The organism is Quatrionicoccus australiensis (assembly GCF_020510525.1).
Taxonomy (GTDB): domain Bacteria; phylum Pseudomonadota; class Gammaproteobacteria; order Burkholderiales; family Rhodocyclaceae; genus Azonexus; species Azonexus australiensis_B.
This window is the reverse complement of sequence record NZ_CP075188.1, coordinates 2,162,345-2,174,593: the sequence shown is the minus strand read 5'-3', so window position 1 is coordinate 2,174,593 and position 12,249 is coordinate 2,162,345. Positions and strand designations below refer to the sequence as shown.

The 12,249-nt window shown below is 43.7% G+C and carries 12 protein-coding genes; all 12 read left to right on the top strand.

The features are described from left to right. The first annotated feature begins 55 nt into the window (after nt 1–55). The 12 genes from KI612_RS10470 to KI612_RS10415 all read left to right on the top strand — a co-directional run bounded on the left by KI612_RS10470 (nt 56) and on the right by KI612_RS10415 (nt 12,154). On the top strand, nt 56–451 hold the full coding sequence (locus tag KI612_RS10470) for a sugar phosphate nucleotidyltransferase (protein WP_226440035.1): 396 nt from the start codon (nt 56–58) through the stop codon (nt 449–451). 2 nt (nt 452–453) lie between these two features. Continuing rightward, nucleotides 454–1,557 carry a hypothetical protein gene (locus KI612_RS10465; RefSeq protein ID WP_226440034.1) on the top strand — a complete coding sequence of 368 codons (1,104 nt, stop codon included), beginning with the start codon at nt 454–456 and terminating at the stop codon, nt 1,555–1,557. Beyond that, nucleotides 1,547–2,347 (top strand): ABC transporter permease, encoded by an 801-nt coding sequence (locus KI612_RS10460; RefSeq protein ID WP_226440033.1) that lies wholly within the window; start codon nt 1,547–1,549, stop codon nt 2,345–2,347. Before KI612_RS10465 ends, KI612_RS10460 begins: the two co-directional genes overlap by 11 nt. After that, the gene (locus KI612_RS10455; protein ID WP_226440032.1) at nt 2,344–2,991 is read left to right on the top strand and encodes an ABC transporter ATP-binding protein; all 648 of its coding nucleotides are present in this window, start codon (nt 2,344–2,346) and stop codon (nt 2,989–2,991) included. The genes KI612_RS10460 and KI612_RS10455 overlap by 4 nt, the downstream gene beginning before the upstream one ends. Continuing rightward, on the top strand, nt 2,984–4,411 hold the full coding sequence (locus KI612_RS10450) for a hypothetical protein (protein ID WP_226440031.1): 1,428 nt from the start codon (nt 2,984–2,986) through the stop codon (nt 4,409–4,411). The genes KI612_RS10455 and KI612_RS10450 overlap by 8 nt, the downstream gene beginning before the upstream one ends. After that, complete coding sequence (locus KI612_RS10445) at nt 4,408–6,402, top strand: glycosyltransferase family 9 protein (RefSeq protein ID WP_226440030.1); 1,995 nt, start codon at nt 4,408–4,410, stop codon at nt 6,400–6,402. The genes KI612_RS10450 and KI612_RS10445 overlap by 4 nt, the downstream gene beginning before the upstream one ends. Then, nucleotides 6,403–7,029 (top strand): hypothetical protein, encoded by a 627-nt coding sequence (locus KI612_RS10440; RefSeq protein ID WP_226440029.1) that lies wholly within the window; start codon nt 6,403–6,405, stop codon nt 7,027–7,029. A gap of 40 nt (nt 7,030–7,069) precedes the next feature. Beyond that, nucleotides 7,070–7,807, top strand: coding sequence for a class I SAM-dependent methyltransferase (locus KI612_RS10435; protein WP_226440028.1), 738 nt, complete (start codon nt 7,070–7,072; stop codon nt 7,805–7,807). Further along, nucleotides 7,804–9,087, top strand: a complete 1,284-nt coding sequence (locus tag KI612_RS10430) for a glycosyltransferase family 4 protein (RefSeq protein ID WP_226440027.1) — start codon at nt 7,804–7,806, stop codon at nt 9,085–9,087. Before KI612_RS10435 ends, KI612_RS10430 begins: the two co-directional genes overlap by 4 nt. A 477-nt stretch (nt 9,088–9,564) precedes the next feature. Then, nucleotides 9,565–10,737, top strand: coding sequence for a polysaccharide biosynthesis/export family protein (locus KI612_RS10425; protein ID WP_226440026.1), 1,173 nt, complete (start codon nt 9,565–9,567; stop codon nt 10,735–10,737). Nucleotides 10,738–10,837: 100 nt separating this feature from the next. Beyond that, nucleotides 10,838–11,419 (top strand): adenylyl-sulfate kinase, encoded by a 582-nt coding sequence (gene cysC, locus KI612_RS10420; RefSeq protein WP_264180710.1) that lies wholly within the window; start codon nt 10,838–10,840, stop codon nt 11,417–11,419. After that, the gene (locus tag KI612_RS10415; RefSeq protein ID WP_226440025.1) at nt 11,420–12,154 is read left to right on the top strand and encodes a sulfite exporter TauE/SafE family protein; all 735 of its coding nucleotides are present in this window, start codon (nt 11,420–11,422) and stop codon (nt 12,152–12,154) included. Nucleotides 12,155–12,249 lie beyond the last annotated feature (95 nt).

Here is a 12,249-nt window from a genome sequence, read left to right as displayed (position 1 = left end):
TGATTCATTGCTCGATGTTGTTTCAAAATTTTCTTGGCCATTCAGGTGACAGGCAATGTCTTTGATTCCCGTAACTCTCTGTGGAGGCGCAGGCTCTCGTCTTTGGCCGGTGTCTCGAGAATCACATCCGAAACCCTTCATCCGTCTTGCAGACGGACAAAGTCTGCTACAAAAAGCCTTTCTGCGTGGTGCTCATCTGGGCGATGTGACACAAGTGCTCACCGTGACCAATCGCGAGTTCCTCTTCAAGACCGAAGATGTATTCCACGAAGTTACCGACGGACAGATTCCGGCCTCGTTTCTCCTAGAGCCCAGATATATCGCTACCGGGCATCCACACAGACTTGAAAATCAAGGTGTTGTTACTATGGTCTTGATCGAGGTACAAAGCGGCGAGTACCTTGCTGAAGACGATATCGTTAGTTTCCACGATTATTACGGAAGAGGATGAAATTGAAATCCATTACTGAGTTGTTCCGTAACAAGCTGCTGCTGATCACCACGATCATTCCCACAAGCTTGTCCATCCTCTATTTTGGCTTGATTGCTTCTGATGTATATATTTCCGAGTCACGGTTCGTGGTGCGCAGCCCCGAGCGGCAATCTGCCTCTCCTCTCGGCCTGATTCTTAAAGGAGCCGGCTTCTCCAAGGCGCAGGATGATTCCTATACCGTTCAGGATTACGTGCTGTCTCGTGATGCGCTGAAAGCTCTTAACGATGAGCTAAAGATCAAGGAAGCCTATTCATCATCAAAAATCGACTTGTTCAGCCGTTTTGCCGGTACGGATTGGGATGAGAGCCTGGAAGCCTTTCACCAGTACTACCAGAAAAAGGTAAACGTCCAGCTTGATTCAACCTCTTCAATTACAACCCTGACCGTTCGTGCCTTTACCCCCGAAGGAGCGCAAAGCGTCAATCAACGCCTCGTTGAGCTGGCCGAGAGTCTGGTTAACAAGCTGAACGAGCGGGGCCGCCAGGACATGATCCGCTTTGCCACCGCCGAAGTTGCCGAAGCACAGAGCAAAGCGAAAGCTGCCGCCCTGGCTTTATCCCAATATCGAAATGCCAAGGGGGTGATCGATCCGGAAAAGCAATCAACTATTCCTTTGCAGCAAATTGCAAAACTGCAGGACGAGTTGATTTCGACTAAAGCGCAGGTGATGCAGCTGGAAAAACTTGCCAAGGAAAATCCGCAATTGCCTGTGTTGCGTCAACGCGTTGGTTTGCTTAACAGCGAAATAGACGTAGAAACCCGTAGAGTCACTGGCGGTGAACGCTCTCTTGCCAGTAAGGTTGCGGAGTATCAACGACTCGTATTGGAAAGAGAATTTTCTGAAAAGATGCTGGCTAGCGCCATGAGCACATTTGAACAAGCCAAGAATGAAGCTCAACGTAAGCAGCTTTATCTTGAACGAATTGTTCAACCAAGTTTGCCTGATGAATCAATGGAGCCTCGCCGAATAGAAAAAATATTCATTACTTTTGTTTTTGGATTATTGGCATGGGGAATTGGCGGCCTTCTTGTTTCCGGCGTTCGTGAGCATCATGAGAATTGATAAATCAATTCGTTCTCTGAACCGCTTGTTTTTTACGCAAACAAGGGTCATTTGGGCTTTATTAATGCGCGAGGTTATAACTAGATATGGGCGTAATAATATTGGTTTTTTATGGGCCTTTGTAGAACCTTTGTTTTTTACATTTGGGATAGCCGCGCTATGGGCGGCAACATCCAGCATTCACGGCTCTAAGTTGCCGGTAATACCGTTCGTGGTGACCGGGTATGCTACAGTTTTGTTGTGGAGAAATTCCACAGGTAGATCTCTTGTGGCCATAGAGTCAAATAGGAGTCTTTTATATCATCGGAACGTGACTCTCCTTGATATATTTTTAGCCCGGTTTATTCTGGAGTTTCTAACAACAACGTTTTCTTTTATAGTTGTTGAATTGTTTATGATAACGCTCGGATTTATGGAGCCGCCATCTTCTATATTTCCTATGTTACAAGGTTGGGCTATTTTAGCGATATTTAGTTTTGGACTTTCTACAACATTAGGTTGTTTAAATTCACTAAGTGATATTGTAGATCGATTTTGGCATCCAATAAGCTATTTTATGATGCCTTTGTCGGGAGCTTTTTTTTTAGTAGACTGGTTGCCTTCGAGCGTTCAATCCTATGCAGTTTTTGTTCCAACAGTTACAGCTACTGAGTTAATGCGTAGCGGCCAATTTGGCTCTTCAATAAGAACGCATTATGACATCCAATATTTTTTATTTGTTAGCTTGGCATTTGTTTTAATCGCGCTTTTGTTGACAAAAGTTGTAAGAAATAGGCTGGAGTGCGAATGATCTATCTTGATAATGTAACAAAATCATATGAAACTCGTAACGGTAGAAATGTGGTTTTGAAAAATGCATCACTTAAAATAGAAATGGGACAGCGGGTTGGGATTCTCGGACGAAATGGTGCTGGGAAGTCTACCTTGATTAAGATAATTTCTGGTGTAGAAGCTCCGACAAGTGGAACCGTAACTAGAAAAATGTCAGTTTCATGGCCGCTAGCATTTGCTGGCGGATTTCAAGGTTCATTATCTGGACTGGATAATATAAGATTTATATCTCGGGTGTATGGGGTTAATTTTTATAAAATTCGTCCTTTTATCGAAGATTTTACAGAGCTAGGTTCTTACCTTTTGGAGCCGGTTAAAACATACTCGAGCGGCATGCGCGCTAGGTTAGCATTTGGTTTGACAATGGCAATTGAATTTGACTGCTATCTAATAGATGAGGTTATCGCAGTAGGGGATAGTCGATTTCACGCGAAATGTCATTATGAATTATTTGAGCAGCGTAGTGATCGGGCGTTGCTCCTGGTTTCCCATGATCCCGGGAATATTCGAGAATATTGCAACACAGCCGCTATATTGCGTAACGGTAAATTAGATTCGTTTAATTCTATCGACGAGGCTTATTCAGAATACACAAATGAGTAATACACAGCTTAGAGAGAGGGTTGGGAGCCAAACGTTAATGAGCAGAGTTGAAAATGGTTCAGACACGCTTCTCATTGTATTTTCTCCAGCATATTTTACCCAGAGAAAATTACCTTATCATTACAAGCGTGCTGTGCGTTTGAATATATCTGTAATAATATTTGAGGGTGATTCTGATTTTTTCTGTACCGATTGGTTGGATATAATATATAAAATATCCGATGTTGCGCGAGGTTATGATAAGGTTATCTCTTATGGTTTTTCCATGGGTGGGTATGCAGCCGTACGGTTGGCTCTTGAATTAGACAAAATACCGAATTTAACTTCGTGCTATGGAGTATCTGCTCATTTAAAACTTTCGGATAGGCATTCAAGAGCGCAGGCAATTTGGGGGGGGGATGCCCCTAATTTAGCGAATGATCTTTTGGCTTCGGAAAAACTACCTTCTGTTTTTATGATTTTTCCAGTGCAATCAATAAATGATTCTATCCATCTTGAAGATTCGTCTATTCTTACCCGGCCAGAAATAAAAATTTTTTATATTAATACCGGGCATGGTATTGAGCCATTTTTAAAATCTCAGGGGGCGCTCGATAGTTTTTTTGATGACATATATCATCTTCGATCCGTTAGCTTTCCGCCAGATATTATTGCAAATACGGAGCAAATTCGTCGCGCGTTGATGACTCTGCCATGGCTTAGAGAGTTCGAAGGTGAACCCCAAACATTGCCGATTTTTTTCGATGAAGATGTAATGGACAGTGTCTGGCATTTTAAAAAAAGTATTGTATATTTTAAAAGAAAAGATTGGGATTCATTTTGGATTAGCGCTTCTAGATGCGCTAAATTGGCTGGCGCGGATAATTTCTGGATAAACGATTATTTTAATATATTCAACGATGATGTGTTGCCCGACCGTATGGCTGCAGGAGTACTGCAGCTCGGCCTAAGATACTCTATGGAATTGGTTGATAGAATAATTGAAACAAGTCGTTATTCTCGAATTATTTCTGATCAGGTTGACGTTATGGGATTGGCATTGCTAGCTGCTAACCGTGATTGTGTTCCAAGTGAAATATTGAATAGATTTTTCAAGTGTAACCATTTGTCTGATCTACAAGTTATTTTTATGAGTGTCCTTTCAAGGCAGAACAATTTTAATGCCAAGTATTTACTTTCGCGTCATGCATTTGAGGCGGGTTACTATGCGGCTGCGCGACATCTACTTAGCTTTAATTTGGATAGTGTTGATGTGGCGGCCGCGTGGGAAGTGTATTTCCTTATAGGTAATGTTCTATTAGCAACGGGAGAGAACGATGAGGCCAAAGCGATGTTTGAAAGGGCTGAAAATCTGACCACCAATAGTCTTCCTCAACAAGCATTGGTCAATTTAATGGGTACAAAAGAAAGCGCCAAATGAGTGTAGACAGTACATCTGAAGAAAAATCTATAGTCGGCAAAATCCAAAACTTGGCGCTTTGTGATTTGCTGGCTGAAAAAGAAGCAATAATTTCAAAGTTGGAAATTGAGAAGCGTTCACTTGAATTGCAACTTGCTAGAGTTCCAGAGGCGATACGAGATGTAATAAATGAGCCATCTTTAAGAACTAAATTTGAAGCATCCAGAATTAGCGAAGCAGTAAAGACACTGACGCTCGTACAGCGACGAGATTCCTGGCTATCATTATTAGAGAAATTAGGAATAAACGGTCAATTGTTTGGTATGTTCCCACACAATGGGAATGATATTGATCCTGTATGTATTCTTATATATGGTTCTGGAGGATTTGGAGACATGCTATATTTGTCTTCAATCTTGCCTGCCTTCTTTTCGCGGTTCGTATCACCGCGAATTGTTGTGGTTCATGAGAACCCAGCTGTAAATGTGATTTTTTCTAATAATCCTTATGTGTTTTCTTGTGTTCATTTACATGGCGAAAAATTAAGCGAATTTTTAGATCTGAGTTCTTCTATCGATATTTTCGATTTAATTGCGGAGGTTCGGTACGCGATATCATATATTGCCCCCCCTCTTTCAAGAGTGCCGAGAGATTTTTTGAGAGTGGCAAACAGTCGATCCTTAGATTATCAAAAATATGTTAGATATTCATGGCCGTATTTGAATAACTCATTCGCGAATGAAGTTGTTAAATCTGGAATGTCTAAGTTAGACGTTTTGGGATATAGCGGATATTTGCCAGTTGATAGTAAGACGCAACTTAATTATTTCCCAAGGTTTTCAATGACGCAGGAAAATTATTCTGCATTATCTGATAAGTGTTATGTCACGGTACATCACGGATCTGATAAAAACATGTCCAATTTTGGTGGCTTACAAACAAAAAACCTCCCTATTTCCACTTGGGCGGACATCGTCTCGATACTTAAAGACTCTGGTATATATACAGTCCAACTTGGCGATGCTAACGAAGAATTAATCGATGGTGTTGATCTCGATCTAAGAGGGGCGACTTCGTTTGATGAAACTGCGTGCTTGATGAAATTTGCAAGTGTTCATTTGGATACCGAAGGTGGATTAGTTCACGTTGCGCGGGCAATGAATACCTTAGCAGTAGTCATGTTCGGACCAACACCATTAAAATTTTTCGGATATTCTCAAAACATAAATCTTGGATCAAAGTCCTGCGAAAACTGCTGGTGGACTACAAAAACGTGGGCTATAAAATGCCCATCAGGATATAAGCAGCCAGCGTGCATGATGGAACATAGTAGTAAAGAAATCAGCAGTACAGTATTGAGTGCATTATCAACGGATATGCGTCGTTTCATACTTGAGTCATCAATCAAATATGATGAAAATTTAATTAATAAAAAAAGAATTTTTGAAATTGCACTCGATGAGTATAAATCATCGATTGGCAACATGGTTAGGCTGGTTTATCTCGCTATTGATGATGGGTTGTATTCCGAATGGCTGAGTACTGCTGCACAAAAAAGCATGTGGGGTCCATACGACGTGGTTGTTGTGTCGGCTAAGAATTTTTTAAGAACCCAAAAAGCCTTAAGTGGCATTGTTGAAGTGATTCCGTCTAATGGTGGGAATCTGCCTCTTGATACCGGGTGTTTTGATTTTTGCATAGCGATTTTCGATAATTTTAATTTGATTGAAGATTATGGAATTATTGGGGATCTGGCTCGCTGTACTAAAAGCGAGGGGCGGTTTCAAGTAACAATAAATTCATTTCTGGGTGAGTTGCGTAAATTTACTACGCTGAAGTATCCAGGAAATAAATTTGCGTTTCTGCCATCTATCGATCTCTGTGTATTTGATGGTGACGCGTTAAAAAAAATAACAGTTACGCTTTTTGGAAAAATAGTGAACTGCGATTTGTCTTTGCCTAAAGTTGCTAAAGGCGGCCCGTTTAATATATTAAATAAATTTATACGATAGATGGCCAACCTTATTTTTCAGGGAAGCACGGGGTTCTTTGATCATAGAAGGCTGGTTGAAGACTTGTTGCATTCAGCGGATTTATTTAATAACTATTGTGATGAAAAATTGCTGTTGCCACCAGCTTCGTTTATGGAGAGGCTTGGCGATGATTTGTTACATGCAACCATTGAAGATAGAGGGGCGTGGGATGTAAGGAAAAATATCGACCTCCATCATAAACTTGATCAGTTAAAATATATTAGCTGTTTTAATGACGGGTTGGATATTACGTGGTTAATGGCTGTTGCTATATTGGGCAGGAAAGATCTACGTACCTTGTTCGCTGGTAATGATGCCGTTGTCTCGTTCGAGCGCGGTATTGCTTGGCTCGTATTGCACGGCGCGAATGAGCACGACTTGTACTGCAAACGAAATATTAAATTTATTGCCCAGATATTAAATGGATTTGTTTGCAAAGGTGATTTTTTTTATTGCTCGCCGTTAGAAAAAATAATCATAATAGAGCGGCCGGATATTTTTGAAAAATATAATTTCTCTAGAAGTGAGGCTGGGCGGTTTCAGTTTGTTGAGTGGATCAAGGATGTCGCCGTGTCACAATATAATTTATATTGGCTTTTTAGGTGAAATAATATTAATTTGCGATTTTGTTTTTTGGGTGGTATATATGAAATTATATGTTGGATCTAGAAATTACAAGCCGACTGGTTATCTAACTGTTGATATTGACCCTGTCCACAATCCAGATATAGTTGCAGATGTTACTAATATGCACAACGTAGAAAGCTCATCTTGTGATGAAGTGCTGGCGAGTCACGTATTGGAACATATTTCATGGCCTGACTCATTTAAAGCATTAGCTGAGTTTTCTCGCATATTAAAGTACGATGGAGTTTTACGGATCGCTGTTCCTGATGTGATGGCCTTGTTGCAACAAATCAAAAGTTCCGATAGCGACTTTTTCGCTATGGGATTGATTTATGGTGTAGGAGGAAGGGACAACTCCTTAGAAGTCCACCGTTTCGGCTTCACACAGAGAATGCTGATTGATATTCTTGATGTTTTAGGATTTTCATCATACTCGTGGTGGAGTTCCCCTGTGGCTGATGCATCAAATGGTTGGATACCAACAGTAGAATCGCACAGAAGTGGAATATCGTTGAATGTGCAATGTCGAAAAGTTTCTGAACCTATTATCAATACGTCAAGAATGTTTGGTTTCTTGCTTGATAACCCATTGCAAAATTTTCGGTTGGCTTCGCGAAAATGTTTGTTGGCAAATGACAGCGGGGATATTTCTTTTTCTGACAACGTTGTAGTTTATCAAGATCTACATTACCAGCTAATCGAGGCTAATCAGAGAATAAAATTTCTTGAAGATGTTATTGCGAATGGAGGGGCATGAAGATACTAATAGATGGATATAACCTGGGCTTGGAAAGAGGTACCGGCGTTGCAACCTACGGTAGAAATTTGGCTAATGCCTTAGTTGGTTCTGGTCATGATGTTAGTATTTGTTACGGAAAGAGTATTTCTGGAAAATCGCCCCTGTTATCAGAAGTTTTATTTTTTGAAGGCGCTATTCAAAATAAGCAATCGGTAGTTCGGTTACTAAGAAGTTATGTGGCTGGTGTCTTTGCCTCTATGGGTAGAAAAGCGATAGAAATTCCCATAACCGGAGTAGTGAACATCGATCCAATCAGGTATAGATTTCCCTGTGGTGTCTCATTTTTAAATAGCCCTGATTTTTTTCGTTTATCAAAAATATCATTTGATGCATTTGGTGCGTTTGGAAATCTTAAGGCAGGGAATTTCGATGTTGTGCATTGGACTTACCCTATTCCTTGTCGCATGCCAAAAGCGACTAATATTTATACAATTCACGATTTAATTCCACTTAAGCTTCCATATACAACACTCGACAACAAGAGGCGTTATTACAATATTTGTAGAAAAATTGCAGATGTTGCCGACCATATTGTTACTGTTTCTGAAAACTCCAAGCGTGATATTATTGATATATTGGGTGTGCCAGAAAATAAGGTGACGAATACATCGCAAGCTGTATCGTTTCCATCTGCTATTGCCGAGAAGAGCACTTCAGTTTGCCTAAGCGAAATTGAGGGGATATTTGGTCTCCAGTGGAAAAACTATTTCTTATTCTATGGCGCAGTAGAGCCCAAGAAGAATATTGGAAGAATAATTGAAGCCTATTTGAGTAGTGGTGTTAATTCAAAATTGGTTATTATTGGGGCTCCCGGGTGGCAATCTAAGCAAGAATTGAAGAATCTGGAAATTGCTAAGGGGTCTCCTAGAGGAAGTTCCATAGTTTACTTGGAGTATTTGCCTCTATCATTTCTCGTTTCCTTAATAAAGGGGGCCAAAGCTCTCGTTTTCCCTTCACTGTACGAGGGGTTTGGGCTGCCAGTATTGGAGGCAATGAAACTTGGTACAGCAGTCATTACCTCTGCTACTAGCAGTCTTCCCGAAGTCACTGGCGATGCGGCGCTAGCGGTTGATCCGCTGGATTCGGTTGCTATCGCTAAAGCTATACGTATGATTGATTCCGATGATTCGCTAAGAGTTGAATTGGAAAGTCGGGGAGTCCTTAGGTCAGTGTTTTTTTCAGAGGAAAGTTACACGAATAGATTAAATGAGTTATACAAGAGGTTGGGGTTTAATTAGTCGGCCCTGCAAAAATCCTGCATCGGCAAGCAAAGGGATTCGGCTGTAAATTTCCCCAAAGAAATCTCTGAGGAATTAAATTGATGGTTATAGAAATCTGAGAGGAGCTGGGGAAGGTCTTATTAGCACCGATGTTTTTCCGTGGCCGATTCGATCAGATGATTGATCTGTATTACCCCGTGGCGGTGCTGGCCGATCAAATGCGGTGGGCCCGGATCGAAGTATTTCTAGCTCATACTTTCGCGTTGGGATCACCATGATCAGTCGTGGCCTGACAGCTTCAATCTTGAATTTTTCCAAGTAAGGCTTTCCGTTCATGATTTCTCCTTTCATCTAAGTTTAAGGGGGCAACGTCTAGTGGCTCTGGGGCGATTTACTGCACTAGGGAAATAACTGGAGATTTTTCGGCATTTCAGCGATCATTTCGTAATTCTCGCTCTGTCATAAATGCGTTTTCAATAAGGCTTTGTGTTTTTTATGAATTTTCCATCTTTTGCCAAGGTTCCTGCTTTTTCGGTTCTTGTGGTCGCTTTGGCAACCTTTTTTTTGGCTGGATGTTCGATGATTCCATCATCCGGGGCCAATAAGGAACAGGTTTTGCGGGCGGAGGCGATTTCGTCTTTGCCCATTCAGATTGTCGATATCGACGATGCCGTAGCGCGCCGAGTTTTTGCAGCTGAAAGGCGGGTTCGTTTCGCCGATGTTTTCTTCAGCGACAAATTGCCGGGGTATCGAGTGGGAGCGGGCGATATCGTGGAGGTCTCGATATGGGAGGCGCCGCCGGCTACCTTGTTTGGATCGACTACGCTTGATCCGAGAGCCGGTGCGATGACGACAAGGGTGACTACATTTCCAGAACAGATGGTGTCCTACGAAGGGGCGATCAATATTCCGTTTGCTGGAATGGTGCCAGCGGCAGGTAAGTCCCCACAACAAATCGAACTGGATATTGCCCGTCGTTTGCAGGGAAAGGCTAACCAGCCGCAAGTTTTGGTACGTGTGACCCGCAATGCCACCTCGAATGTCACTGTGGTTGGTGAGGTGGCGCAGAGCATTCGGATGCCGTTAACGGCTAAGGGGGAACGGCTGCTTGATGCCGTTGCAGCGGCAGGGGGCGTGCGTCAGCCGGTGGGCAAGATGACAGTTCAGATTACACGCGGCGAGGTTGTTCAGGCGATGGCACTGGACAGCGTGATTCAGGACCCCAAGCAGAACATTGTCTTGCAGCCGGGAGATGTGGTGACGGTCCTATTCCAGCCGCTGAGTTTTACGGCACTCGGTGCGACGGGTAAAAACGAAGAGGTGTTTTTCGAAGCGCAGGGCATAACACTAGCTCAAGCGCTTGCACGATCCGGAGGCTTGCAGGATAGCCGCGCCGATGCCATGGGAGTGTTCATTTTCCGTTATGAAGAACCGCTGGTGCTTGGTGTGGCTGGCGAGAATCCGTCTTTGACGCCTGATGGCAAGGTGCCTGTGATCTATCGTGTAGACCTGAAGGATCCGCGTAGTTTCTTCGTGGCGCAGGGCTTTCCGATTCACAACAAGGATGTGCTGTACGTTTCGAATGCACCGGCGGCGGAACTCCAGAAATTCCTGAACATCCTGACTTCTGTCGTGTTTACCGCGCAGGGCCTGGGGTCAATCAGGTGACTTTTTCGATCAATGGCTAGATTTTTCTAGTGCATGGTTGAGCCTCCATGGGAGGCTCAACCATGACATCATTGACTAGGAGAGTCAGAAAAATACAACGATGAATCTATTTTGGCAGCATAGCAGCGTAGGCAAGGCCCGCAGATCAGCACTTATGAATCAGCGGCCAAGGTGTATATGGCTTACCGGCCTTTCGGGGGCAGGAAAATCCACTTTGGCCAATTCTTTGGAGAAAGAATTGCATTCTGCCGGCAGATTTGTCTATGTGCTTGATGGGGACAATGTTCGACATGGTCTGAACCGTGATCTCGGTTTTTCGGCGGTAGACCGGGATGAGAATATTCGCCGAGTGGCCGAGGTGGCCAGGTTGATGGTTGATGCCGGTTTGATCGTCATGGTGGCGTTTATCTCTCCGTTTCGGGCGCAACGAGATGCTGCGCGTGCTCTTTTTGATTCCGGTGAGTTCGTCGAGATTTTTGTCGATGCAACTTTAGCCCGATGTGAGCAGCGAGATACCAAGGGCTTGTATGCCAAAGCCCGCCAAGGACTGATCAGCGACTTTACCGGGCTGGATAGTCCCTACGAACCACCTTTGGCGCCAGAGTTACACCTTAAAACGGACCAGTTTTCGGTAGTGCAATGCCTGAGCGAGATCACTGAGTTTATTCGTGAAGGGGCATGAGTGCCGGATCCTGGATTGCTTGCTGCAGGCGCATTTACCGGGTTTCTGGTCGGTTTGACCGGCGTAGGCGGTGGTGCGCTGATGACGCCATTGCTCCTGCTTTTGTTTGGTGTTGCTCCGGTGACGGCAGTGGGAACCGATCTGTGGTTTGCCTCGATCACCAAGTTGTTGGCGACAAGAGTGCACCATCATCACGATTTGATCGACTGGCCGGTCGTAAGGCGCCTTTGGGCTGGTAGCCTTCCCGCTGCGGCAATAACGCTTGTACTGATGCAGTGGTTTTCTCCCGGTTCGCAGTCTGTGGTTTTTTTGAAAGAGGTAATTGGAATTGCGGTTTTGGTGACGGCCCTGGGTGTGGTCATGCAGAAATATCTGCATGGTTTTGGGCGTCGCTTTCGACTGACTGAGGAGAGCCTGTTTAAACAGCTACAGGCACCACTGACGGTTTTTTCCGGTGCGGTCATTGGCACCTTGGTAGCCTTGACGTCTGTTGGTGCTGGGGCGCTGGGGGCAGTCCTGTTGACTTATCTTTATCCATTGCGCCTAACGCCTCCTCGCTTGATCGCGACCGATATTGTCCATGCCATTCCATTGGCAATGTTTGCCGGGTTGGGGCATTTTTTTATCGGTTATGTAGACTTCGCGTTGTTGGGTAACCTGTTGCTGGGGTCACTGCCGGCGGTGCTGCTGGGGGCGAGGCTCTCCTCACGGTTGCAGCATCGATGGTTGCGTTGAGCATTGTCGGTTGTCTTGTTCGCCGTTGGCTTCAAGTTATTACTGTGATCAGCTTCTCGGTGCTGCTAAAAGCCTTAATTGGGATGCGAGGCTGA

Bases quoted from the DNA above. Each gene is read 5' to 3' on its own strand.
- KI612_RS10450 (WP_226440031.1), top strand. From the start codon at position 2,984: ATGAGTAATACACAGCTTAGAGAGAGGGTTGGGAGCCAAACGTTAATG.
- KI612_RS10440 (WP_226440029.1), top strand. From the start codon at position 6,403: ATGGCCAACCTTATTTTTCAGGGAAGCACGGGGTTCTTTGATCATAGA.
- KI612_RS10460 (WP_226440033.1), top strand. From the start codon at position 1,547: ATGAGAATTGATAAATCAATTCGTTCTCTGAACCGCTTGTTTTTTACG.
- cysC (WP_264180710.1), top strand. From the start codon at position 10,838: ATGAATCTATTTTGGCAGCATAGCAGCGTAGGCAAGGCCCGCAGATCA.
- KI612_RS10435 (WP_226440028.1), top strand. From the start codon at position 7,070: ATGAAATTATATGTTGGATCTAGAAATTACAAGCCGACTGGTTATCTA.
- KI612_RS10470 (WP_226440035.1), top strand. From the start codon at position 56: ATGTCTTTGATTCCCGTAACTCTCTGTGGAGGCGCAGGCTCTCGTCTT.
- KI612_RS10455 (WP_226440032.1), top strand. From the start codon at position 2,344: ATGATCTATCTTGATAATGTAACAAAATCATATGAAACTCGTAACGGT.
- KI612_RS10430 (WP_226440027.1), top strand. From the start codon at position 7,804: ATGAAGATACTAATAGATGGATATAACCTGGGCTTGGAAAGAGGTACC.
- KI612_RS10445 (WP_226440030.1), top strand. From the start codon at position 4,408: ATGAGTGTAGACAGTACATCTGAAGAAAAATCTATAGTCGGCAAAATC.
- KI612_RS10425 (WP_226440026.1), top strand. From the start codon at position 9,565: ATGAATTTTCCATCTTTTGCCAAGGTTCCTGCTTTTTCGGTTCTTGTG.